This is a genomic window from Paraburkholderia azotifigens, assembly GCF_007995085.1.
In the GTDB taxonomy this organism is placed as follows: domain Bacteria; phylum Pseudomonadota; class Gammaproteobacteria; order Burkholderiales; family Burkholderiaceae; genus Paraburkholderia; species Paraburkholderia azotifigens.
Genome location: NZ_VOQS01000005.1, coordinates 1678575 through 1702316, shown reverse-complemented (window position 1 = coordinate 1702316; position 23742 = coordinate 1678575). Strand labels below are relative to the sequence as shown.

Sequence of the window (23742 nt, the reverse complement as noted above, 5' to 3'; positions counted from 1 at the left end):
TTGAGTCGATCAACGTGAAGAACTGGATGACGCAGGAGGAGGCTTGCGAGGCGCTCGGCGTGCGCAAGCAGACGCTGTACGCGTATGTCAGCCGCGGGCAGATCGAAGTGCGCTGGGATCCCGATCACACGAGCCGCAAGCTCTATCGCGCGTCGGATATTTCGATGCTGACGAAAAAGCGCGACCTGGGCCGGGCGCGCAAGAACATTGCGGCAAGCACGATGGCGTGGGGCGAACCGATCATCAACACGCACATCTCGACGATCGTTCGCGGACGCCTTTATTACCGTGGAAAAGACGCGCTTCATCTCGCCGCTGCGGCGACGCTCGAAGAGGCCGCACAACTCCTGTGGAGTTCGGACGAACCGCCTTGCTTTCGCGCGTTCGCACCGTTGAAGATCGACGGTCCCGCGAACGCGCGCGTCTATGCGTCGATGGGCATGGCGGCGGCTTCTTGCAGCCATTCAGGCAGTGCACCCGATATCGCCGGCATGCATGCGGAAGCGGCTGAACTCGTGGGCCGTCTCGCCAGCGGTTTCGTCGCGCTTCGATCGGATGAGGGACCGCTGCATCTGCGCATCGCGCGCGCATGGCGCGCCGCGCGGCACGCAGAGTTGTTGCGGCAAACGCTCGTGCTGCTCGCGGATCAGGAATTGACGAGTTCGTCGTTTGCCGCGCGGGTGGCCGCGTCCACGGGCGCGTCGCTCGGTGCGTGCATGCTGGCGGGACTCGCCGCGTTTTCCGGGCCGTTGCATGGGGATGCAATCGCAAGAGTGTATGGGCTGCTCGACGATGCACAGCGCGACGGAGTCGAGCAGACGGTGCGAAGCAGACTAGGCGGCAGCGCGTCGCTGCCCGGCTTCGGACATGAGCTGTATCCGCAGGGCGATCCGCGAGCGGCGTATCTTCTGTCGATGTTGAAGCCTTCGGAAACCACGAGCGAACTGATCCGCTGCGTCGATCATCTGACGGGCAAGCAGCCCGCCATCGACGTGGCGCTTGCCGCCCTCGTCGAGCATTGTCAGTTGCAACGAGACGCGGCCTTCGCGTTGTTCGCTATCGCGAGAAGCGTCGGCTGGGCTGCGCATTCGATCGAACAGATGACGGGCGGAAGCCTGCTGCGGCCTCGCGCACACTATGTCGGCCCCGCACGTGCTACGGGTTCGGCAACGCATAGGCGATTACGTAGTCGCCGAGCTTCGTGCCGAACGAACCATGTCCGCCCGCGGCGATCACCACATACTGCCTGCCGTTCGCTTCGTAGGTCATCGGCGTGGCCTGGCCGCCTGCGGGAAGCCGGGCGCGCCATAGCTCTTCGCCTGTGTCGGTGCTGTATGCACGCAGATAATTGTCGGCCGTCGCGCCGATGAAGAACACGTGTCCCGCCGTCGTCGTCGGGCCGCCGAGCATCGGCATGCCCATCTTGAACGGCAACGGCACGGGCGCGCTGTCGCGCACGGTGCCGATGCGCTTCTTCCACACGATCTGATTCGTCTTCAGATCGAGCGCGGCAACGTAACCCCATGCCGGCTGTTTGCAAGGCAAGCCGACGGGGGACAGAAACGGATTCAGCGTCACGCCGAAGGGCTCGCCGTATTGCGGCTGGATGCCTGTTTCCGTACCCGTGCCGCCCTGACCGTTTTGCGGTGGCTCGATTGGATTGTCCGGACCGCGCGCGACGAGCCTCGACACGAACGGCAGCGCGATGGGATTGGCGATCGCAAGCTGGCGATCGGTATCGACAGCGAGTCCACCCCATTCGAACATGCCGAGGTTGCCGGGGAAAACCAGCGTGCCCTGCTCGGACGGCGGCGTGAACGGACCCTCGTAGCGCAGCCGGTGAAAGATCACACGGCACGCAAGCTGGTCGAACATCGTGGCGCCCCACATGTCCGCGCCCGTCAGATTCTTCGCGGGGCGGAAGGTGAGTTGCGAGAACGGCTGCGTCGGCGATACGTGGTCGCCTTTGGCCGCGCCTTGCGGTACGGGCTGCTCGGGCGCGGGCACGATGGGTGTGCCCGTGCGGCGGTCCAGCACGAAGATGTTGCCCGTTTTCGCGGGCGCGTAGATCGCGGGGACGACGTTGCCGTTGCGGTCGGTGATATCGGCGATGGTCGGTTGCGCGGGCAGATCCATGTCCCACAGATCGTGATGGACAGTCTGATAGAACCACGCCAGCTTGCCCGTCGACGCATGCAGCGCGAGCAGGCCGCTCGCGTAGCGCTCATACTGCGGCGTGCGATCGCCGCCCCAGATGTCGGGCGTCTTCACGCCCATGGGCAGGTACACGAGATCGAGCTTCGCGTCGTAGGCGGCGGGCGCCCACGAGTTCGGCGAATTCGGCGTGAACGCGTGCTGATCGTCGGGAATGGCGTTCGGTGTGTCCGAGCCCGGATCGAAGGCCCATACGAGGCGCCCCGTTTCGACGTCGAATCCGCGTATCACGCCCGATGGTTCATGGTTCGAATAATTGTCGGTCACCGATCCCGCCATCACGACGATTTTGTCCGTGACGATGGGCGGCGAAGTCGGTTCATATTCACCCGCGGTCTTCACGGGTTGCAGAGGCTGCAGATCGAGGTCGCCGTTGTTCCCGAAGCCGGCGCAACGCTGACCCGTCGCGGCATCCAGTTCGAACAGGTGGCCGTTGTTGACGGGCAGGATCACGCGGCGCGAGCACGCAGGCAACGCGCGTTGCGCGGCTGCGTCTTTCGCGGCAGCGGCCGCCGCTGTCTCGTGATACGACACGCCGCGGCAGGTCACGTGCTGGAAGGTTGGATCTGCCTTCAGACCGGGATCGAAGCGCCACCTCTCCTTGCCGGTGGCGGCGTCCAGCGCAAACAGGAGCTGATGCGGCGAGCACAGATAGAGCGTGTCGCCGACCTTGAGCGGCGTCACTTCGTCGGTGATTTCGACGGGATCGTTGGGGCCTTTCTTGTCGCCCGTCTGGAATGTCCACGCCACCTGCAGATTCTTCACGTTGTCCTGGTTGATCTGCGTGAGAGGCGAATAGCGCGTGCCCGCTTGCGTGCGGCCATAGGCCGTCCAGTCGCCGGGGCGCGAGTCGGGTTGCGGCAGCGACACGGCGGCGTTGTCCGCGACCTTGCCGCTGATTTCCTGTGGATCGTTGAACGCGGCATACGCGAGCGCAACGCCCGTGAGAACGAGGCTTACCGCGAGCGCTCTCGCGCCGCTGCGTCGCGCGGATGGCTCGAGCCGCCCGTAGACGAACGGCAGCAGCAGCCAGATGCCGAACAGAACGAGGACATCCGTGCGCGGCGCAAGCGCCCAGAAATCGAAGCCCGCTTCGAACACGGCCCATATCAGCGTGCCGATCAGCAGCAATGCGTAGAGCAGCAACGCGATCCCATTGCCGCGATAGATCATCCAGCCGACAACAAGAAGCACGATTCCGGCAACGATGTAATAGGGCGACCCGCCTATCGTCAGGAGCCAGACACCGCCGATCAGCAGATACAGACCGGACAGGACGGCAAACAGAACGCTGAGCCATCGCCCGATACCCGACGGCGACGTGCGCATCGACGTGCCCGCTTGGTTCTTGTCGTTCATTCTGTAAGCCTCCGTTTTCTTGTGCCACCGCTCGCTGCACTGCCCGCATCATCGCGCGAAGACCGAATTTGCGATGCTCAAACCCATCATGCAGTAGCAACGTACGAGCCTGGTCGCTCTGCATGGAGGGGGCTGCCGCGTTCCTCTTAATGATCGTTCACGCACCTTAGATATCGCAAACGTTAGCGCGCATAAAATGCAGCCCTCACGTCGCATTAATGAAAAAAATCGGAAAAGTCCAAGTATTACAGCGTGTTACATGTGATATCGTTCGGACCTCGCGCGCCCGATACTCGCGCCTCATTCGCCACCCTGGCCCTAATGGCCGCAGTACAAAACGGCCGGCTGTCCGGCAACGCAAAGTCTCATGCAAGTCCAAAATGCCCGTCGCTGGGCGCCCCGAGGGCCTCGGCGATGGTTCGCCGCGATTGCCGCGCTATGCATCGCGAGTTTCGTGCGAGTTCTTTTGCACCCGCTGCTCGGTCCTGTGATGCCGGGCACGGCGTTCGCCATTGCGGCAGTCCTGATCGAATATTACTTTGGGCTTGCACCGGCGCTGACCGTGATGCTGGCCGGCCTCTGCATTGCCGACTACCTGTTCGTGCCGCCATATGCCGTCGTAAGCGTCATCAATCGCTCCGACGTGCTGTTCGTCATCTCGTATCCGCTTGTCGCGCTCGTCGTCATTACGCTGATCGAACGGTTGAGGCGCGCGCAGTTTCGCGCCGAACTGGTCACGGCGGTGGCGCAGTCGCGCTACGAGATGCTGCTGCGTCACGACAACGACCGGATGCTGGCGCGCCGCGCCGTCGATGAAACGCATCGGCTGCTGCGCCATCTGTCCCAGCACAGCAATTCCTTCGTGCTGATCCAGGCACTCGAGCGCACGCCGGCCTGGGCCGAAAGCGCTGATGCCGCAGGCGCGGCCGACGCTGCAACCGTCGCGCGCACCGTTGGATTGCCGCCTGCCGAGATCGCGCCCGGTCCCCGCTTCGACGACGTTCACCCGGAAGACGCGCGCCGTCTGTCGAAAGCGCTGTGGCCGGGGCGGCATCGTGTGCGGATGCGCGCGTCCGCCACGGGTGCGCATGGGATGCCGGCGGGCGCGTCCGGCGCATCGGACGACAGCGCGGCGCAACTCGTCGACTGCGTATGCGAACGCTTCACGACGCACGCGGGCGATTTCCTCGTGCTGCGCATCGGCGACTGATACCCATGAAAACCTCCGTCCGAACGATCTTCAATGAAGGCGACGGCCACGCCGTGCTGATGCTGCATGGCCTTTCCAGTTCGCCGCTGGAATTGCGCTACCTCGCGCGCTTTCTGAGTGACGAAGGCTTCACCACCTGTGTGCCCGTGCTCGAAGGCTATACGGCCGGTTCGCGTGAACAGGCGATGGAGCAATGGCTCGACGCGGCGACGCGCGAATTCGACGCGCTTGCCGCGCGCTACGAACGGGTGTCGATCTGCGGGCTGTCGATCGGTGCGTCGCTCGCACTCGCGCTCGCGCTCCGGCGGCCGCAGGCGCAGGCAGTCGCGCTGCTGTCGCTGACGCTCGCGTACGACGGCTGGGCGATTCCCTGGTATCGCTTCCTGCTGAACTGGGCGTACTACTCGCCGCTGCGTTCGCGCTACCGCTATCGCGAGTCGGCGCCTTATGGGCTGCGCAACGACGCGCTGCGTGCGAAGATTGCGCGCGCGATGGAGCGCGACGACTTCAGCGAAGTCGGCCCGTCGACGATCTCGCTGCCTGCGTTGCACGAAGCAAGCCGCCTCGCGGCATGCGTGCGTTCGCAGGTGCGCGGCATCCGCAACGACTGCCTGATCGTTCACGCGATCGACGACGAAACGTCGAGCCCGCGCAATCCGCGTTTCATCGCTTCGGCGATCGGCTCGACGTTCCTGCGAACGATCTGGCTCGACGATTCGTATCACATGATCACGTCCGACAACGAGCGCGAGATCGTTGCGCGCGAAACGGCACTGTTTCTGCGCGAAAGCGAGTTGACGAGCCGCACGGGCGATGCGGGCGGCAAGCCCGTCGTGTCGAAGGCGCTGGCCCGGCGGCTTCGGCAGCTTGCAGCAATGGGCAAAGGACGCGCCAGATGACGATGCCCGTTACTTTCAATGCAGCAAGGCGCATGTGCGCGGCGGCGGCGTTCGCGCTGGCCATTCATCCCATCGGCGCGCGGGCGGGCGATATGCCCGATGCGTCTTCTTCGCCCGATTTGCCTGATAGCAGCGCAGCGGTGAAACCCGCCAGCAAGTGGAAGATCGCGTTCGGGCCGGGCGTCGTGATTACGCCGCTGTATCCGGGCTCGCGCGAACTGCGTGTGTTTCCTTATCCGGCGCTCGACATCTCTTACGACGACCGTGTCTTCTCGCAAGGTCCCGACGTGCTGGGCCTGAACGTGATACGCAGCGAGAACTATCACGTCGGCGCATCGCTCAGCTTCGACTTTCAATCGCGTCAGGAAAAGGACGATCCGCATTTGCACGGATTGGGTAATGTCGACGGCGGCCCGAAGCTCAAGCTGTTTGCCGACTACACGGTCTGGGCATTCACCGGCTCGGTTGCGCTGTATCAGGATATCGCCGGGCACGGTCAGGGCAAGACGGTCGTCACGGATCTCTACGCGTCGCTTCCCGCGGGAGGCTGGCTGTTTTCCGTCGGTCCGGGCTTCACCTGGGCGGACGCGCTGTACACGCGCACGTTCTTTGGCGTGTCGAGCCAGCAAAGCGCGGCCTCGGGGCTGCCTGCGTACAACACGGGTGCGGGTATTCGCGACGTGCACCTGAACGGCTATGTGAGCTACGACTTCTCGAAGCACTGGGTCGGCTCCGTTGCAGTGACGCTGGGGCGTTTGCAGCACTTTGCGGCCGCGAGTCCCATCACCGAACGCAGAAGCGAACTGAACACGCTCGCGTCGCTGAACTACCGGTTCTGATCGGTTGAGCCGAGGTCGCCTTCGCGACCTTTCGATTTCGATTGTCATTCTCAGCTTCATCGGCCGACGCTAACAATCGATCGATGGATGCGCGCGCACACATTTCGAACAGCAGTCCAGCCGCGCTAGAATATGTCCGCCGCCCATTGCCCGGATTCACAGCGACGGAACGATATGAGCAAACGTGATGCAAAGCCGTTGGTCAATCAGCCGCTTGACTCAGCCGACGATACTGCGAGCCCCGCCAGCCTGATCGCGCTGCTGAATGAAGATCTCGCCGACAGCCGAGCCTTGCACGACCTTTCGCTGCACATGCTGGTGGAACATGAACCGTCGGCGCTCTATGGCCGGATCGTGAAGGCCTCGATGCAGTTGCTTCATTCCGACTTCGCCAGTTTGCAGATGGTTTCCAGCGACGCGGATGGTCAGCAGAAGCTCGAGTTGATCGCTCATTGCGGCTTCACGCTGGCGGCAGCGGAACACTGGCGCAACGTCTACATTGATTCGACCACGAGTTGTGGCTTTGCCATGGCATCGGGGCAGCGCGTGATCGTATCCGACGTGGACACCCGTCCCGAGTTTGCGGGCACCGTCGATCTGGAGGTGTATCACGAGACGGGCATCCGGGCCGTGCAGACCACGCCGCTCCATTCGCGCGAAGGCGCGCTGATCGGCATGCTGTCCACACACTGGGCACATGCATATGAGCCGAACGAGCGGCAACTCCGTTTGCTCGACATCCTCGCGCGCGAGGCCGCGAGCCTGATCGAACGTGCGCGTGCCGAGACGCTGCTGCGCGAGAGCGAGGCGCGGCTGCAGCATATGGACCGCATGAAAGACCAGTTTCTCGCGACGCTCGCACACGAGTTGCGCAACCCGCTTGCACCGATCCGCAACGGCTTGCAGATTCTGCGTCTCAATCAGATGCCGCCGGGCACGAACCGCGTGTTTGAAATGCTCGATCGTCAGCTCGATCACATGGTCCGGCTGGTGGACGATCTGATGGAAGTGGCGCGGATCAACAACGGCGCAATCCAGTTGCATCGGCGGCGTACGGAGCTGTCGGCCGTCTTGCAGGCTGGCGTCGAACTGAGCCGTTCGGCGGTCGAGAAAGCAGGGCACACGCTCACCGTCGACGCCGCGCCCTGTCCCATCTACGTGAACGGCGACGAAGTGCGGCTCGCGCAGGTCTTCTCGAACCTGATCAACAACGCCGCAAAATATACGCCGCCGGGCGGCGGCATCGCCGTTTCCGTCACGCTGCAAAACGACCGCGCAACCATTCGCGTCAAGGACAGCGGGATCGGCTTTTCGACAGACGAGCAATCGCTGTTGTTCACGCTCTTTGGGCGCTTGCAGCCGCAGACGCAGGGTGACGGCCTCGGCATCGGACTCGCGCTCGCGAAGAAACTGGTCGAGTTGCATGGCGGCACCATTTCCGCGAGCAGCGACGGCAGAGACAAGGGAAGCTGCTTTGCCGTTTCGCTGCCTGTCGACGAAGCGGGCGATCAAGCCGAACCCATCGTGCCTGCACAGGAACTCGCGAAGTTCGACGGACAGCGCGTGCTCGTCGTCGATGACAACCGCGATGCCGCGGATAGCCTCGGCGAACTGCTCCGCGTTCTTGGGTGCGAGAGCAAGGTGTTCTACGACGGCACACGGGCGCTCGAAGCACTCGATCATTTCGCGCCTACCCTCGCGTTCATCGATCTCGGCATGCCGGGCATGGATGGCTATCAGTTCGCGCAGCAGATCCGCACGCGTGGTGGCTCCACGAACGTGCGGCTGATCGCGCTGACGGGATGGAGCCAGCCGGAAGATCGCGCGCGCAGCGGCAGCGCGGGTTTCGATCAGCATCTGATCAAGCCGGTCAGCCTTGTTCAGCTGACGGATGTGCTGGCGGGCGGCCGCCACTTCGACGCGGACGCCGCAAGCGCGGACGCATAACGCGATCTAGCCGCGCCAGAGGGAAGCCTTGGCCCTGAGCGTTTCGATGGCGAGATCGAGGAACGCACGCACTTTCTGATTCGCGTGCTTGCCCTCGCGATGCACGACATGAACGGGCAGCGTCGCGAGTTCGTAATCGGCGAGCACGACGCGCAACGTGCCGTTCGTGAGTTCCTGCGCGATCTGATACGACAGCACGCGCACGATGCCCAGACCCGCCAGTGCCGCCGCGATCGCCGAGTCGTTCGTGGTGGTCACGAGGCGCGGCTGGATCGGCACGGTCAGCGGCTTGCCGTCCACCTGAAAGCGCCATTCCGGCGCAGGCGTGAGGCCCGTTGCCTGAATCGTGACGTGCGACGCGAGATCGTCGGGATGCTGCGGGACGCCATGCGCTTCCAGATAAGCGGGAGACGCGCACAGTACGCGCCGAACGTGGCCCACGGCGATTGCCTGCAAGGAAGAACTCGGCAAATCGCCGATGCGGATCGCAACGTCCGCGCCTTCGTCGACGAGGTTCACGATACGGTCCATGAACCAGCAATTCAGGCTGACGGCGGGATAACGCGTCAGATAGTCCTGAGCGATGGGCGTGATGTACATCTTGCCGAACAGGACGGGCGCCGTCACCGTCAGCTGGCCGCGCGGCGTGGTGTTGGCGCCCGCTGCGGAAAGCTCGGCGGCATCGACATCCGCGAGGATGCGGCGGCAGTCTTCGAAGAACGTTGCGCCTGCATCCGTCATCCGCACGACACGCGTGGTGCGCGTCAACAGGCGCACGCCCAGATGTTCTTCGAGTTCCGTCATCATGCGGCTGATGACCGAGGGCGACACGTTGAGCTTGCGCGCCGCGGACGCGAAGCCTTCCGTCTCGACCACGGCCACGAAAGTGGTCATTGCCTGAAGCCTGTCCATGGCTGAAGAGATGAACGCAGATGCCAAAAGCATAGCAGCGTTTCGCAACGTGTCGCGCGCGACGGTACTCACAGATCGAGCAGCAGGCGATCGCCGCCGCCCGGTTCCGCATCGGCGGGAACGGCGCAGCAGATCAATGCTTCGTTGTCTGGCACCTGAAACTCCGGCGCAACCGCGTAAGCCACGGCACCCTCGACGATGCGCGTTCGGCACGTGCCGCAACTGCCCCCCCGGCAGCCGAATTCGGGACTCAATCCGCGCGCTTCCGCAAGCTCCAGCAACGAACCGCTCTCCGGACTCCAGCGCGCTTCCTTGCCCGATTTCACGAACGCAACGGGCACCGGCCGGTCCGCTGCGACGCGCACGGGGCCTGTCGCGGCAACGGAGTCTTTCCTGCGCTGCAAGCCGGACGGGCCGAACGCTTCGGCGTGAATGCGGTTGTCGGCGACGTTGAGATCGCGCAAACCGTCGTACATCGACTGCATGAATGCCGATGGTCCGCAGAGATAGAAGTCGTAGTCGTCGAAGGGCAAGGTGTCGCGCAGCAACTGGATATCGATCCGGCCTGCGACGTCGAAGTCTTTCTCTTCACGTGCGCCGTCGATATCGGACAACGCGCGCACCACTTTAACCGCGCCATTCGCCGACGCCGCGAGCCGTTCGATTTCGCGGCTGAACGCACGCTCTTTCAGCGAACGCGCCGAATGGAAGAACCAGGTTGGACGGACACGCCGCGTGCGCAGCCCTTCGTAGACGATATGCCTGAGCATCGCGAGCATCGGCGTGATGCCGACACCGGCGGCGAGCAGGACGGCGGGACGGCGCGCGTGGGCATCGATCGTGAACTGGCCTGCGGGCGCGCGCGCTTCGACGATGCTGCCGATCTGCAACGTATCGTGCAGATGCGACGACACCGATCCATCGCGCTTCACGCTGATTCGATAGAGTCCGTCGGCGGGCGCTGTCGACAACGTATAGGTACGGATGAGAGGCTTGTCGTGACTGGGCAGCATCACGCGGATGGGCAGATGCTGACCCGCTTCGTGTGCAATCAGTCCCGCGCCGTCCGCCGGTTCGAGATGGAATGAACGGATCACCGAGCTTTCGTCGATAACGTTCGCCACCTTGAACGGCCTCCATGCATTCGCAAGTTCGGCGGCCTTCAGGCGGCTGGCCGCTTCGTCCCAGCTGCCCGTCATCAGCGAGTTCGGCGACCAGCCGTTCGCCTGAAATTTCCAGCGCAGCGGCAGCGCGCCTTCGCGATAGACGATGCGCCGCGGCGTGAAATGCCACAGCCGTTCCGCGCCCTGAAACGCGGCGATTTCCGGCGAGTCGAGATCGACGGTCGCGTCGCCCGTCAATTGCAGTACGTCGCCCGTTTCGAAGTCGGCGAAGACGAGTCCCGCGCGCGGATTGACGAGGAAGTTGCCGAGCGTGGCGAAGAACAGGTTGCCCGCGAAGTCGGGAACCGTCAGCCTGCCGTCGTCGCCGATGCGCACGAAGCCGGCCTTGCCGCCGCGATGCGACACATCGACCTGACGGCGCGCGTCGTCGCCGACGTATGACGCGACGAAGAACGTGTCCGCTGCTTCGATCATCGCGCGGGCGCGGCCGCTCAGGCTGTCGAATGTCCTGGGCGCGATGCCGGAGAACACGGCGGGATCGCGAATGAATGCGAAATCGCGCGCCTGGATGTATTGCGGGCAATTGCCGAAGCTTTGCGCGACATCGACGTCGAAACTCTGCGCCGTTCTGTTTCGCACGGCACCGTTCATGCGATTGCGGCGGCGCGTATGCAGCTCGATGCCCAGCAGACCGATGGCCGCGTCTTCGTGCAAGCCCGGCGTGGCGGGATCGTGGGGATCGGCGGATAGATCGACATGCAGATTCTTGTCGCTCGTTGCATGCATGAAACCCGGCTGACCCGCGACCAGGGTCGCCCACACGTCGCCGTCGTCATCCACCGCGCCGACGACAATGAACGGCAGTTGCCTGAAGAACGTGCGATGCTGATCGGGCATGTAGTTGCGCACGACGCGGCGTCCGAGTTCCTGCATCTTGCCGACAACGCCGACCTTTTCCTGCAAAGCGATTTCGCCTGCGTGCCAGGGCGATCCACTGTCCGTCGATACCGTGTTCATGATCCGTCTCCCGAGCCTGGTGAACAGGGAAGCCGCGCTGTGTGCTTCCCGATGACTGACTTGACGCGCTCAGGCAGCGAGGCCGACAGGCGTCTTCTGGAACTCGACAAAACCGGGCAATGCCTCGATACGGCGCAGCCACGCGTTGACGTTCGGGTAGAAGGACAGGTCGACGTTGCCTTCCGGCGCACGCGCGATGTAGCTGTAGAGCGCGACATCGGCAATCGTCGGATGAGGCTGCGCGATGTATTCGCGCCCGGCCAGTTCTTCGTCGATCAGCTTGAGGATGCGATGCGCACGCGCGATCAGTTCTTCGGCGTTGTATTTTGCGCCGAACACGGTAATCAGTCGCGCGGCGGCCGGGCCGAAAGCGATTTCGCCCGCCGCGACGGACAGCCAGCGCTGCACGGCTGCTTCGAGCGCGGGCGTTTGCGGCAGCCAGTCGGTTTTGCCGGACTTGCGGGCGAGATACACGAGAATCGCGTTCGAGTCCGCGATGCTGATGTCGCCGTCGACCAGCACGGGCACCTGGCCGAACCGGTTCAGCTTCAGGAATTCAGCAGATTTATGCCCGGCAGCGGCGAGATCGACTTCGATCAGCTGATGCTCGATGCCGAGCAGCGACAGGAACAGGCGGGCGCGATGCGAGTGGCCGGAGAGCGGATGATAGTAGAGCTTCATGGCGTTGTCCTTCGGTCTGAGGTGACTGGGGAATCCAGATCACTTGAGAACGAAGTCTAGGGACGCGCCGCTTGCGGCAGAATCCCTCGCCAGGTCAATTGATACTTCTCGAAACGAGAACGGTGGTTACCGCGGCGTCAGGCGCCCAGCTTGAAGAAGCCGACCGTCGCGTTCAGATCCTTGCCCTGCGTGCTGAGCGATTCCGAGGCGGCGGCAATTTCTTCCACTAGCGCGGCATTCTGCTGGGTCGACTGATCCATCAGCGATACAGCCTGATTGACCTCGCCGATCGCCCGGCTTTGCTCGCGCGCGGAATCGGCGATTTCGCTGGTAATGTTGGCGACGTTGGAAATCGCGTCGGTCAGCTCGGCGATCGTCTTGCCTGCCAGATTGACCTGTTCGGCGCCCGCCTGGACGTTGCCGACGGACACTTCCAGCAAGGCCTTGATCTCTTTGGCCGCGCCTGTCGAGCGCTGCGCGAGGTTGCGCACTTCGGCGGCGACCACGGCGAAGCCACGGCCGCTTTCGCCTGCGCGCGCGGATTCGACAGCGGCATTCAACGCGAGGATGTTGGTCTGAAACGCGATTCCTTCGATCATGCCGACAATGCCCACGATCCGGCCCGATTGCTCGACGGCGGTATTCATCGTTTTCGCGGCAGCCGAGACAGCCTCATTGCCGCGCCGCGCCACTTCCACCGCACCCGAGGCGACGGCGTTGGCGTTCTTCGCCTGATCGGCGGTGCCGCGCACCGTGCCCGCCAGTTCTTCCATGCTGGCCGCCGTTTGCTGGATCGAGGCCGCCTGTTGCTCGGTACGGGACGACAGATCCAGATTGCCCGCCGACACTTCGCTTGCCGCGAGTTCGAGGTGACGGCTGTTCGTCATCACTTTCAGCAGCACGCCGTGCAGTTTTTCGACGAAAGCGTTGAACTGCTTCGCGAGATGACCGACTTCGTCGTTGCTCAACTGCGGCAGGCGGCGCGTCATGTCGCCGTCGCCGGCAGCGATTTCATGCATCGAGCTGGCGAGATTGCGGATGGGATCGGTCATTCTGCGACCCAGCGCAACCATGATCAGCACGGCGACGACGAGCACCAGCAAGCCCATCGCGATCAGCGTCCATGTGAGCCGGTTTGCCGCCGCCATCATTTCGGATTCGGGCACGAGCGCGTAGTACTTCCAGCCGTTCTTCGGCGACGTATAGACGAACGACTGATATTCGACGCCGTCCATCTGGATGCGCACGAGTCCGTCGGCCGCATTCGACAGCTGCTCATAACCGCCGCCCAGGCCCTTCAGTTCCTTGAATTCGTGTTTCTTCTCGCGCGGATCGATGAGTACTTTGCCGCTGCTGTCCGTGACGAGCAGATAACCCGTTTTGCCGAACTGAATGCCGCTCGTGAGCCGCGCGAAGTCGTCGAGCGAGATGTCGCCTTCGAGTACGCCGAGAATGTCGCCCTTGCTGTCTTTGACGACGCGCGCGAACGAAATGATCGCGCCGCCCGAACCTGCCGCGCTGAGATAGGGCGCGGGCCGCACGACGCGATCGGGCGCCGTCATCGCCAGCTGATACCACGGTCTTACGCGCGGATCGTAGTGCTCGCCGTTCAGGCTTTCGATCGGCCACTGTACGTAACCGCCCCAGCGCGTGCCGATGTCGAGATAGCGCATGTTGGGATGCGTGTCGCCGAAATCCTTGAGCAACGCGAAGATTGTCTTTTCGATTTCGCCGTTCTTGTCCGGCGTCATCTGGCCGCCGTGGTTCAGATAGTCGGTGATGCTCTGATCGGCTGCTTTCAGCTGCGCGGTTTGCGTGAGGTACGTGAGGTTCTGCTCGACCTCCTTGAAGTTCACATCGAGCGATTCGTCTGCCTGAACGATGCGCGCGTGACTGGACTGCTCGAACTCGTCGACGGCCTGATGCCGCACGTTCAGCGCGCCGACGGATGTGAGTAGAAGAACCGTGACTGCGAGCGCGGCGCCCGATGCCGCGCTGAACTTGAATGCGATCGAACCAGTAAGCTTCACCATGACCTCTGCCAATGTCGAACTGCAACCCGATATCGTCTCGCTGCGCGCTGAAAACGAAGCGATGTGCGCTGAGAGTTACGTTGGTTGTCGGCTGATATCGGGCCGCCTTGAGCAGAAGTGGTGATGAATTCGATAAATATTTTTCGCGGCTTTTTTTGTGTCGTTTCAGGTGAAAAACGCGTCGCTATTACGATGATGAAGTCGTGCTTCGTTGATTAGAAAAGATGCGTCATGCGGCTGCCCCCGCTTCGTGCAGAAATGGCGTGATATTGCGCAGCGCACGCGAAACGTAGTCCTCTTTTTCACCCACAGGCGCGACGTAATGAAGCGCCTCCGACGCCGCGTCGATACCTTCGAGGCGCGCAATCACCCATGCGGCGAGATACTGCGAAGCGAGGCATCCGCCTGCCGTCGCGAGGTTGCCGCGCGCAAAGAACGGCTGGTTCAGAACGTCGACGCCTGCTTCTTCGACCCACGGTTTCGTCGTGAGGTCGGTGCAAGCGGGCACGTCGTCAAGCAGTCCCAGTTTCGCCAGTACGAGCGTGCCCGAGCACTGCGCGCCCAGCAGTTGCCGCGAAGCATCGAACCGCATTTGCGACATCAGCGTCGGATCGGCGACGACGTCGCGCGTCAATTTCCCGCTGCCCACGAGCACTGCATCTGCCGCATTCGCTTCACGCAAGGAAATGTGACCTTCCACTGGCACACCGTTCATCGACGTGACGCGCTTCTGCGGCGTGGCAATCGACACGCGCCAGTCCGGCTTCCTGATGCGGTTGAGAATGCCGAGCGCAATGAACGAATCGAGTTCGTTAAACCCTTCGAACGTCAGAATGGCGATATGCATGATGGTTCGCGTGATGAGGTGTGTGGGGTGAACACATGCTAGGCGCGGGCAGCATTACAATCAAATAATTGTCATGGATACATCTGCCTGCCTCTGCTTATGGCTCAACTCCGGTACAAGGCGCTGGTCGATAAATACGCCGCCGATATCCGTTCTGGCCGTCTTTCTGCGGGCACGCGCCTGCCGACGCATCGCGAGCTTGCTGCCAGGCACGGCTTCGCGCTCGTCACGGCAACGCGTGTCTATGCCGAACTCGCGGCGATGGGGCTTGTGAGCGGCGAGACGGGACGCGGCACGTTCGTTCGCGAGATTTCTTTGCCGCCGAGGCAGGGCATCGATCAGTTCGCGCTGGCGGCGGGCATGGTCGACCTCAACTTCAATTATCCGGCGCTGCCTGGCCAGGCCGATCTGCTGCGTGGTGCGTTGCGTCAGCTCGCGGCGTCCGGCGATCTGGAAAGCCTGCTGCGTTATCAGCCGCACGGCGGGCGCCAGCGCGAACGCGCGGCCGTCGCCCGGCATCTGGCGTGGCGTGGGCTCGATGTCGGCTGGGAGCGGGTATCGCTCGTGAATGGCGCGCAGGCGGGGCTGGCGGCGACGGTCATGGCGCTGCTGCGTCCCGGCGACGTGGTCGCCGTCGACGCATTGACCTATCCGGGATTCAAGATCATGGCCGAGGCTTTTCGCCTCGAACTGGCGCCGATTCCGGCAGCGGCGCAAGGCCCGGACCTCGACGCGCTCGAGCGTTTGTGCGCGAGCCGCCGCGTAAAGGCCGTGTACGTGATGCCGACGATGCACAATCCGCTCGGCTGGGTAATGAGCGCGCACCGGCGCAAGCAGCTGGTGTCAATCGCGCGGCGGCATGGTCTGTTGATCATCGAAGACGCGGCTTACGCGTTCCTCGTCGACAAACCGCCCGCGCCATTGGCCGCGCTCGCGCCCGAGACGACCGTCTACGTGTCGGGGCTGTCGAAGAACGTGGCGACGGGGCTGCGTGTTGGCTTCGTGGTCGCACCGCCGGAATCGATGAAGGCAATCGAACAGTCCATTCGCGCGACCACCTGGAACACACCTGGCGTGATGACGGCAATCGCCTGCGCCTGGCTCGAAGACGGAACCGTGAAGCGGCTGGAAACAGAGAAACGCCGTGACGCGAAAGCTCGTCAGGCGATGGCTGCCGAAGTGCTCGCCGGCCTGCCATGCGTGCGCCATCCCGCATCGTATTTCGTCTGGTTGCCGTTGTCGGAAGAGGTTCGCGCCGATCAGGTTGCGGCAGCGCTGATGCGCGAACACATCTCCGTCTCGACTGCCGAGCCTTATGCGACTTCACATCATGTGCCGCACGCCGTGCGTCTCGCGTTGGGTTCCGTCGAACTCGACGTGCTGCGTGAATCGTTGAAGAAAGTCAGGCAGGTGATCAGCGACTACGCGTATTGAAGCCACGGGGCGGGGCGAGCCACCAGACTAGGCGCGTTCCCGCACCAGCGCCAGATGCTTCTTCGAAGTATGAACGTGTTCGGCGCCGCCTATCAGGCTCATCGCTTCAGCATGCGAGGCGACACACGGACCCGAGCCGAGCAGCGGCTTGCGAGCCGTCTCGCGTAGCGCGAGCACCGACACGATGCCGATGATCGACGCGCCCATCAGGTAATACGCGGGCATCATCAGGTTGCCCGTGCGGTCGACGAGCCACGCGGCGACCAGCGGCGTCGTGCCGCCGAACAGCGACACCGACACGTTGAAGCCGATCGCCAGCGCGCCGTAACGGATCTTCGTCGGGAAGAGGGCGGGCAGCGACGACGGCATCACGCCCGTGAAGGTCGACAGCAGCGCGCCGAGAATCAGCAGGCCGCCGAACACGGGCAGCACGGCGCCCGTGCGGATCAGCAGCAGTGCCGGAATCGACAGCGCGAACAGACCCACGCAGCCGAGCAGCATGACGGGCTTGCGGCCGATCTTGTCCGACAGGTGGCCTGCGTAGAGCGTCATCGGCATCATCAGCACCATCACGGCCAGCACGAGGAACAGGCCGTGCGATTCGTTGAAGTGCAGCGTGGCCGACAGATAGCTCGGCAGATACGACAGCGCCATGTAGTCGGTGACGTTGAAGATCAGCACGAGACCGACACATTGCAGCAGCGGCTTCCATTGCTGCGCGAGCAGTTCCATGAAGCTCTGTTTGGGGCGCGACTTCTCGTCGGCTTCACGCGTTTCGGCTTCCTTCTTGAACGCGGGCGTTTCTTCGAGCTTCATCCGGATGTACAGGCCCACGAGACCCAGCGGACCCGCGATGAAGAACGGCACGCGCCAGCCCCACGACAGCAGCGCTTCCTGCGACAGCGAAGCCGTCAGAACGGCAACCGTGCCCGCGCCGAGGATATAGCCGACCAGCGTGCCGAATTCGAGGAAGCTGCCTGCGAAACCGCGGCGGCGGTCGGTCGCGAACTCGGCGATGAACGTGGCTGCGCCGCCATATTCGCCACCCGTCGAAAAGCCCTGCACCAGACGCGCAACGAGCAGCAGCGCGGGCGCGAGAATGCCGATCGAACCATAGCTCGGAATCAGGCCGATGGCGAAGGTGCCGACGGCCATCATGATCATCGTCATCGCAAGCACGCGCTGGCGGCCGATCCTGTCGCCGAGCGGGCCGAACACCATGCCGCCGATCGGGCGCACGAGGAACGCGGCGGCGAACGTGCCGAACGTCGCGATCAGCTGCGCCGAAGAGCTGCTCGACGGGAAGAACACCTTGCCGAGGGTGACGGCGATGTAGCTGTACACGCCGAAGTCGAACCATTCCATCGCGTTGCCGAGCGCCATCGCGCCGACAGCACGTTTGAGAAGGGAGTGATCAACGATCGTGATGTCTTCGAGCTTAAGACGCGAACTCGAAGAATGGCGCTTTGCGGCGCGCGCTTGCGAACGGCTCATTGACACACTCCTGACATGGCATGGCGAACCCGCGAAATACGGCAGGGATCCCGGCGGCATATGCCGGTCGAATCATCGGGCGCCAGTTGGCTTCGGAACCTCGACGTCGCAACATGCGCAGCGGAACAAGACGCGGGGCACGCGACGTCGGGCAAGATCATCGGCTAGAGTTTGCTGATATGCAGGGAGTGGCGTTGTCGCTCATGCGTCCGGAAACCGGCGGAAAACGACAGCGGCGGATCGAACCGCATTCACGTCGATGTCGCGCTAGTTCAACTCGCCTGGCATCGCTCTTGCTCGTCTTTTCGCTCCGGGTCCGCTTTCTCGAGGCGTGTCCCGCTTCGGACGTACTTCTTCTGACGGGCATTGCACGTATGCGCCTTTTCATCGTGTAAAGGAGGGAAACGATGAATGGTCGTTTCGACAAAAGGGCGCTTGCGGGCTGCATCGTGATGGGCGGTCTGGCGCTCGCGGCAGTCGTGCTGCATATCGAGTCGAACGCACTATCCGACCTCTGGCCATTCCATCACGACGACGTTTCGATCACAGACGATCCGCAGAATGCGCCATCTCCCATCAACGATGTACCGTCCGTCGCGGTTCACGACGACACGTCCGACGCCGATATCGCGTTCGTCCTTCAGGCAGTCAGCGACAATCTGCAGCGCAACGATCTGACGGCCGCCAAGGTTCTGCTCGACGAAGTCCTCGCGGTTCACAGCGATTTGCCGCAGGCGCTGGCACTTCAGCAGGAGTTGCGTGTGCGCGAAGCGAGAGCGGCGCACGCGGCGCCACCGTTAGCGGTCGCAGCGAACGACAACACCCGGCCTCCCGCCGCGATGGAAACGCGCGAAACAGAAGCACGCGCCGCAGCGGGCAAGCAGGAAAGAACCGTACGAAGCAGGCAGGTTGCTTCGCACGGAACGAATCACGTGAAGTCGCGCGGGGCTTCCAGCGTTGCGCAGCGCAAGCACATGGCCGTTGTTTCAAACGGGCGCCCGAAGACGCGTGCCGAGGTGGTCGCGGAATTGAAGCGTGCGCGTGCCAATGGCACGGTGCCGAACTTCGGCGGCCGCCATCGGTAGCCTTCGAATGGCGGCGCGCCGGAGCACAGTGCATGCGTCAGCGGAAATTGGTCCGCGCGAGTTCCACGATTTCGTCGCCGCGCCCGTTGAGAATGACGCGCATCATGTACGGACTGAAGCCCTTGGCCTGCGCCAGCTCGATCTTGGGCGGCATCGCGAGTTCCTGCTTCGCTGTCACGACAACGATCGCGGCGGGTCCGTCGTGCGCGAACGCTGTCTTCAGTGCAGAGGCCACCTGCTCCGAGTCCTCGACACGAATGCTAAAGATGCCCGCGCCCCTGGTAATGGCCGCAAAATCGGTTTCGCTGAGATCGACGGTCAGTTGAGTGCAATGACTGCCTTGACCTCGACCCATACACTTTTTGGTCGTGCGACCACTTGATAGCACGCACGCGCTGGATACGGCGCATTGAAAAACGCGCCGTAGACCTCGTTGACAGCTGCGAATTCACCTGGGTCGGTCAGCAAGACCGTGGTCTTCACTGTCCGGTCGCGCGTCGTTCCGGCGGCTAGAGCAATGGCGCTCATGTTCCTTGGACATTGCTCAATCTGCTGGGCAGCGCTAGCCGACTATCTCACCTGTCGAGGGGGCCGGGGGGGCGTTGTCCGGTGACAAACAGAAAGCTGTCCTTTGCTATTGCTTGCGAAAACGGGCCGATTGCTGCGGGCGCTTGTGTGGTTTCAATCTTCCTCATGTGTTCTCACAGAGACAGTTGCTCGCTACTTGACAGGAAGGTGGCTCAACGCGAGCCGAACGCGCGGTCACTGCGACGCTGTTACAGGAACTCGTCGTGCTAGCGCACACATCAATTCATAGCCAATCGTGCCCGATGACGAGGCAACGTCATCGATTTTGACCTGTTCGCCCCAGAGTTCCACCTTTGACCCAATACCCGCGTTCGGGCACGGCGTCAGGTCTACAGTGAGCATGTCCATCGACACGCGGCCGACCGTCCGCGTCATTACTCCGTCGACGGCGATAGGCGTGCCCGTCGGTGCATGACGTGGATAGCCGTCAGCATAGCCACACGCAACCACGCCAATTCGCATCTCGGCATCGGCTTTATAGGTGCGAGCGTAGCCAACTGTGTCGCCGGCGCGCATTGTTTGAACGCCGATAATCTGGCTGCTCAGTGTCATCGACGAGCGCAACGGAACATCGCGGATGTCTTTAGCTTGTCCAGTCGGCGACCCACCGTAAAGCACGATTCCAGGGCGGATCCAGTCACGATGAGCGCGCGGGTGCCACAGCGAAGCTGCCGAATTCGACAGACTGCGCGGCCCTGGAATTCCGCGAGTTGCTTCGTCAAACTGGTCGAGTTGCCAGTCAACGTCACCTTCGTCGGCATTGGCGAAGTGACTCATGAGCGCTATATCGCCAATGCCAGTGGATGCGCTTGAGCGCTGCCAGGCCGCGCGAAAGTGCTCAGGAGTGAACCCGAGCCGGTTCATGCCCGAGTTCATTTTGAGGTAGATGTCGATTGGCTTTTTGGGTTTGGCCGCGACAATCAGTTCGCGCTGTTCGTCGCAATGCACGGCGACTGTCAGTGCGTGTTCGTCTGCAACCTTCACGTCGCTGGTGGTGAAAACGCCCTCAAGCAGCAACACTGGCTTCTTCCAGCCGCACTCTCGTACGCGAATTGCTTCGTCGAGGTCAAGCAACGCGATGCCGTCCGCTCCAGCAAGAGCTCGGTATATTCGCTCGATTCCGTGTCCATATGCATTAGCCTTTACGACGGCCCATACTCGGGATTCAGGAGCCTTGCTGCGAACAAGCTCGAGATTGTGTTTGATAGCGTCGGGATGGACGACGGCGTTTATCGGGCGAGGCATGGCGTGATTTCTGGCAGTCGGTAATGATCTCGGGCCATCGCGAAGCGGCTTTTACGGCTCGTGAAGGCGTTTTCAAAAGAGGCGCTGATACTTAGTTCAGGGCGAAGTCCGCAGGGGCGGGTGCTTCCTTCGCGTATCGGAACACGTTCAAGTCATCGAACTGTATCGCGGGCTTTCGCCCGGAGATGAGGTCGGCGAGCAGTTGCGCTGAGCCACATGACATCGTCCACCCTAACGTTCCGTGACCCGTGTTCAGGTAGAGGTTGGGGACGGCGGTGTTGCCCACAATCGGCGTTCCGTCTGGCGTCATCGGGCGCAGACCAGTCCAGAAGGTCGCAGTTGAAGTGTCGCCGCCGCCAGGAAACAAATCGTTCACGCACATCTCGAGCGTTTCGCGGCGAGCTTCGCGCAAGCGCTTATCGAAGCCGACGATTTCGGCCATACCGCCCACACGAATGCGTTTTTCAAAGCGTGTTATGGCGATTTTGTAGGTTTCGTCGAGGACAGTCGAAACCGGCGCGCGGGCTTCATCGATGATAGGTGCCGTGATGGAGTAGCCCTTGAGCGGGTACACCGGAATCTTCACGAGGCCAGACAGGAAATTTGTCGAGTAAGAGCCGAACGCAACAACGAACGCATCAGCGTGAATAAGCTTGGCACCGTGACGGACCCCGGTGACGCGGCCGCCTTCCACCGCAAGTCCATCTACGGTCGTGTTGTAGCGGAACTCCACTCCCGCTTGCTGGGCAAGCGCAGCCAGGCGAGTAGTGAACAACTGGCAATCACCCGTTTCATCTCCCGGCAAGCGCAGGCCGCCAGTCAGTTTGTGTGAGGTAGCTGCAAGCGCAGGCTCTGCCCGGGAAAGTTCGCTTGCGCTCAGCAGTTCATACGCCACATTTGCTTCTTTGAGGACGGCAATATCCTTCGCCGCGCCGTCGAACTGCTGCTGCGTCCGGAAGACCTGCAGCGTGCCGCCCGTCCTTCCTTCGTACTGGATGCCCGTCTCTGCCCGCAACGCCTGCAGGCAATCGCGGCTGTATTCGGCAAGGCGCACCATCCGACCCTTGTTAATCGCGTAGCGCTCTGCCGTGCAGTTCTGCAGCATCTGCCACATCCACTGCAACTGGAACTGTTTGTCCGCATCGTCCGGTCTGATCGCAAGCGGCGCATGCTTCTGAAACATCCATTTCACCGCTTTCAACGGCACGCCGGGAGCCGCCCACGGAGCCGCGTAGCCGGGCGAAATCTGTCCAGCATTCGCAAAGCTCGTTTCAAGTGCAGGACCTTGTTCCCGTTCGATGACGACCACATCGTGACCTGCCCGCGCGAGATAGTACGCGCTTGTAACGCCAACGACCCCACTGCCCAGAACGACGACGCGCATATCTCTGACTCCGCAGCCGATAACAGAAGTTGATTGACCTGTCGGACGGCGCCGACCTGGTGAATTACGAGATGCTATCGGCGAATGGATAGTTTTTAGAACTATTTAGATCTCGCATTTAAGTCGAAAAAACTAGGCAAAGTTGTGCTGCCAAGGCTTCGCCGTGCCCGGCAAGTCGCTGCTGTGCGTCTCCTTCGCCGTCTTGCCGTCTAGGGAGATTCGCCTAGTTGACACAGCCGATTTGTGTTCTTACACTTCATGCATACATCGCTGCACACATAAAAACATACACCTTTGATTGATGTCAACCGCATGTTCGAGATCGTGTGTGGAGCGCCTTCGCCGGCCACCTCACACAGGAGCGGTGGACTTGGTCGCGCAGGTCGGCGTGTGGACTTTTGGAAAATCGCTTTTCGCAAGGCTCGGCCGGAGAAGAATCACTGGTGGTGCGGCAGTTCATGCCGGTGCCCGGATGTGAATTCTTAACCGCGGGAGCCATTGATAACCCTCACGGAGTAAGCAATGAAATTGTCTGGAGTGATGCCCGCCCTTGTGACGCCCTTCGATGCCAACAACAAGGTCGACTTCAAGGCGCTCGAGAAGCACATGCTCAACCTGCGCGCAGCGGGAGTTACTGGCTGGGTACCGCTGGGTTCGACTGGCGAGTACTTTTCGATGTCGAACGAGGAACGCGAAGAAGTCCTTCGGTTCGTGAAGGATTTCGCGAACGATAACGAATATCTCATCGCCGGCACGAACGCGCCCGCGACCCGTGAGGTCATCGAGAACACGGCAAAGGCGAAGGAAATCGGATACGACACCGTTCTGCTCGCAACCCCGTTTTACACGCGGCCGACGCAGGAAGAATTGCTCGCGCATTACCGTGCGGTTCTCGACGAGACGGGCGTGAACCTCATTCTCTATAACTACCCGCCCAAGGACGGCATCGAAATCTCGTTCGACCTGATGGATGCGCTCGCCGATGACCCGCGCGTTCTCGGCATCAAGGAGAGCTCGGGCGTACTGCAACGTGCCATCGACATTTACTCGCGCTACAAGGGCCGTATCGACCTGGTCTCCGGCTCCGATGACGTGGCGCTCGACTTCATGTTCTGGGGTGCGGATACGTGGATTTGCGGTCCGGCGAACTGCATGGCGAAGGCCTGTTGCGACCTCGACCGCACGTACCGCTCGGGTGAGCTGGAAAAGGCGCGCGAAATGATGGCCACCCTCTATCGCGCGATGAACATCCTGGAAAGCGGCAAGTTCGTCCAGAAAATCAAGTATGGCTGCGAACTTCAGGGCACGCCGGTCGGCAAGGCTCGTGCGCCGCTCGGCGAACTGACCGACGAAGAAAAGAAGGCGTTCCGTGCTGCCATGGAACCCATCCTGAACTGGTAAGGTTTAGGCGACCGAGTCGAGAGACTCGG

The 23742-nt window shown here is 62.3% G+C and carries 17 protein-coding genes and 2 pseudogenes; 8 read left to right on the top strand and 11 right to left on the bottom strand.

The annotated features are described in order from the left end of the window. Window positions 1-26: 26 nt before the first annotated feature. A pseudogene (locus FRZ40_RS39610) lies at window positions 27-1118 on the top strand (citrate synthase family protein); the annotation flags it as partial. Between the two features lie 37 nt (window positions 1119-1155). On the opposite strand, the gene FRZ40_RS39605 reads toward FRZ40_RS39610, so the two are convergent. Next, window positions 1156-3573: a glucose/quinate/shikimate family membrane-bound PQQ-dependent dehydrogenase gene (locus FRZ40_RS39605; RefSeq protein ID WP_275671102.1), complete on the bottom strand. Its 2418-nt coding sequence runs from the start codon at window positions 3571-3573 to the stop codon at window positions 1156-1158. A gap of 367 nt (window positions 3574-3940) precedes the next feature. On the opposite strand from FRZ40_RS39605, the gene FRZ40_RS39600 reads away from it, so the two are divergent. The 4 genes from FRZ40_RS39600 (at window position 3941) to FRZ40_RS39585 (ending at window position 8468) form a co-directional block, all read left to right on the top strand. Further along, complete coding sequence (locus FRZ40_RS39600; protein ID WP_147237928.1) at window positions 3941-4783, top strand: DUF4118 domain-containing protein; 843 nt, start codon at window positions 3941-3943, stop codon at window positions 4781-4783. Window positions 4784-4788: 5 nt separating this feature from the next. Further along, a complete protein-coding gene (locus FRZ40_RS39595) occupies window positions 4789-5682 on the top strand; it encodes an alpha/beta hydrolase (RefSeq protein ID WP_147237927.1) in 894 nt (297 codons plus the stop codon). Continuing rightward, a complete protein-coding gene (locus FRZ40_RS39590) occupies window positions 5679-6521 on the top strand; it encodes a MipA/OmpV family protein (RefSeq protein ID WP_147237926.1) in 843 nt (280 codons plus the stop codon). Before FRZ40_RS39595 ends, FRZ40_RS39590 begins: the two co-directional genes overlap by 4 nt. A 174-nt stretch (window positions 6522-6695) precedes the next feature. Further along, entirely contained in the window at window positions 6696-8468 is a 1773-nt protein-coding gene (locus FRZ40_RS39585) for a hybrid sensor histidine kinase/response regulator (protein ID WP_158647077.1), read from the top strand. Window positions 8469-8474: 6 nt separating this feature from the next. Here FRZ40_RS39585 and FRZ40_RS39580 read toward each other — a convergent pair whose 3' ends face one another. The 5 genes from FRZ40_RS39580 to FRZ40_RS39560 all read right to left on the bottom strand — a co-directional run bounded on the left by FRZ40_RS39580 (window position 8475) and on the right by FRZ40_RS39560 (window position 15082). Further along, window positions 8475-9380 carry a LysR family transcriptional regulator gene (locus FRZ40_RS39580; protein ID WP_147237924.1) on the bottom strand — a complete coding sequence of 302 codons (906 nt, stop codon included), beginning with the start codon at window positions 9378-9380 and terminating at the stop codon, window positions 8475-8477. Between the two features lie 68 nt (window positions 9381-9448). Next, a complete protein-coding gene (locus FRZ40_RS39575; protein ID WP_147237923.1) occupies window positions 9449-11521 on the bottom strand; it encodes a 2Fe-2S iron-sulfur cluster-binding protein in 2073 nt (690 codons plus the stop codon). Between the two features lie 69 nt (window positions 11522-11590). Further along, the gene (locus tag FRZ40_RS39570; RefSeq protein WP_147237922.1) at window positions 11591-12202 is read right to left on the bottom strand and encodes a glutathione S-transferase family protein; all 612 of its coding nucleotides are present in this window, start codon (window positions 12200-12202) and stop codon (window positions 11591-11593) included. A gap of 137 nt (window positions 12203-12339) precedes the next feature. After that, window positions 12340-14232, bottom strand: a complete 1893-nt coding sequence (locus FRZ40_RS39565) for a methyl-accepting chemotaxis protein (protein WP_147238545.1) — start codon at window positions 14230-14232, stop codon at window positions 12340-12342. Window positions 14233-14464: 232 nt separating this feature from the next. Next, a complete protein-coding gene (locus FRZ40_RS39560) occupies window positions 14465-15082 on the bottom strand; it encodes a DJ-1/PfpI family protein (protein WP_147237921.1) in 618 nt (205 codons plus the stop codon). A 99-nt stretch (window positions 15083-15181) separates the two neighbouring features. On the opposite strand from FRZ40_RS39560, the gene FRZ40_RS39555 reads away from it, so the two are divergent. After that, on the top strand, window positions 15182-16516 hold the full coding sequence (locus tag FRZ40_RS39555) for an aminotransferase-like domain-containing protein (protein ID WP_147237920.1): 1335 nt from the start codon (window positions 15182-15184) through the stop codon (window positions 16514-16516). Window positions 16517-16543: 27 nt separating this feature from the next. On the opposite strand, the gene proP is transcribed toward FRZ40_RS39555, so the two are convergent. Next, window positions 16544-18010 (bottom strand): glycine betaine/L-proline transporter ProP, encoded by a 1467-nt coding sequence (gene proP / locus FRZ40_RS39550; RefSeq protein WP_147237919.1) that lies wholly within the window; start codon window positions 18008-18010, stop codon window positions 16544-16546. A gap of 407 nt (window positions 18011-18417) precedes the next feature. On the opposite strand from proP, the gene FRZ40_RS39545 reads away from it, so the two are divergent. After that, window positions 18418-19095, top strand: a complete 678-nt coding sequence (locus FRZ40_RS39545) for a DUF4148 domain-containing protein (protein ID WP_147237918.1) — start codon at window positions 18418-18420, stop codon at window positions 19093-19095. Between the two features lie 37 nt (window positions 19096-19132). On the opposite strand, the pseudogene FRZ40_RS39540 reads toward FRZ40_RS39545, so the two are convergent. The 4 genes and pseudogenes from FRZ40_RS39540 to FRZ40_RS39525 form a co-directional block, all read right to left on the bottom strand. Then, window positions 19133-19411: pseudogene (locus FRZ40_RS39540) on the bottom strand (thiamine pyrophosphate-dependent enzyme); the annotation flags it as partial. A gap of 2 nt (window positions 19412-19413) precedes the next feature. Continuing rightward, window positions 19414-19623 (bottom strand): Rid family hydrolase, encoded by a 210-nt coding sequence (locus FRZ40_RS44845; protein WP_205019838.1) that lies wholly within the window; start codon window positions 19621-19623, stop codon window positions 19414-19416. A gap of 234 nt (window positions 19624-19857) precedes the next feature. Beyond that, window positions 19858-20928 (bottom strand): alanine racemase, encoded by a 1071-nt coding sequence (gene alr / locus FRZ40_RS39530; protein ID WP_147237917.1) that lies wholly within the window; start codon window positions 20926-20928, stop codon window positions 19858-19860. A 91-nt stretch (window positions 20929-21019) separates the two neighbouring features. Continuing rightward, window positions 21020-22312: a D-amino acid dehydrogenase gene (locus FRZ40_RS39525; RefSeq protein ID WP_147237916.1), complete on the bottom strand. Its 1293-nt coding sequence runs from the start codon at window positions 22310-22312 to the stop codon at window positions 21020-21022. Window positions 22313-22834: 522 nt separating this feature from the next. Here FRZ40_RS39525 and dapA point away from each other — a divergent pair. Next, complete coding sequence (gene dapA / locus FRZ40_RS39520) at window positions 22835-23713, top strand: 4-hydroxy-tetrahydrodipicolinate synthase (protein WP_028367296.1); 879 nt, start codon at window positions 22835-22837, stop codon at window positions 23711-23713. Window positions 23714-23742: the final 29 nt, after the last annotated feature.

Coding starts and splice junctions, on each gene's coding strand:
- FRZ40_RS39605 (WP_275671102.1), bottom strand. CDS start 3,573: ATGAACGACAAGAACCAAGCGGGCACGTCGATGCGCACGTCGCCGTCG.
- FRZ40_RS39600 (WP_147237928.1), top strand. CDS start 3,941: ATGCAAGTCCAAAATGCCCGTCGCTGGGCGCCCCGAGGGCCTCGGCGA.
- FRZ40_RS39595 (WP_147237927.1), top strand. CDS start 4,789: ATGAAAACCTCCGTCCGAACGATCTTCAATGAAGGCGACGGCCACGCC.
- FRZ40_RS39590 (WP_147237926.1), top strand. CDS start 5,679: ATGACGATGCCCGTTACTTTCAATGCAGCAAGGCGCATGTGCGCGGCG.
- FRZ40_RS39585 (WP_158647077.1), top strand. CDS start 6,696: ATGAGCAAACGTGATGCAAAGCCGTTGGTCAATCAGCCGCTTGACTCA.
- FRZ40_RS39580 (WP_147237924.1), bottom strand. CDS start 9,380: ATGGACAGGCTTCAGGCAATGACCACTTTCGTGGCCGTGGTCGAGACG.
- FRZ40_RS39575 (WP_147237923.1), bottom strand. CDS start 11,521: ATGAACACGGTATCGACGGACAGTGGATCGCCCTGGCACGCAGGCGAA.
- FRZ40_RS39570 (WP_147237922.1), bottom strand. CDS start 12,202: ATGAAGCTCTACTATCATCCGCTCTCCGGCCACTCGCATCGCGCCCGC.
- FRZ40_RS39560 (WP_147237921.1), bottom strand. CDS start 15,082: ATGCATATCGCCATTCTGACGTTCGAAGGGTTTAACGAACTCGATTCG.
- FRZ40_RS39555 (WP_147237920.1), top strand. CDS start 15,182: ATGGCTCAACTCCGGTACAAGGCGCTGGTCGATAAATACGCCGCCGAT.
- proP (WP_147237919.1), bottom strand. CDS start 18,010: ATGAGCCGTTCGCAAGCGCGCGCCGCAAAGCGCCATTCTTCGAGTTCG.
- FRZ40_RS39545 (WP_147237918.1), top strand. CDS start 18,418: ATGAATGGTCGTTTCGACAAAAGGGCGCTTGCGGGCTGCATCGTGATG.
- FRZ40_RS44845 (WP_205019838.1), bottom strand. CDS start 19,623: ATGAGCGCCATTGCTCTAGCCGCCGGAACGACGCGCGACCGGACAGTG.
- alr (WP_147237917.1), bottom strand. CDS start 20,928: ATGCCTCGCCCGATAAACGCCGTCGTCCATCCCGACGCTATCAAACAC.
- FRZ40_RS39525 (WP_147237916.1), bottom strand. CDS start 22,312: ATGCGCGTCGTCGTTCTGGGCAGTGGGGTCGTTGGCGTTACAAGCGCG.
- dapA (WP_028367296.1), top strand. CDS start 22,835: ATGAAATTGTCTGGAGTGATGCCCGCCCTTGTGACGCCCTTCGATGCC.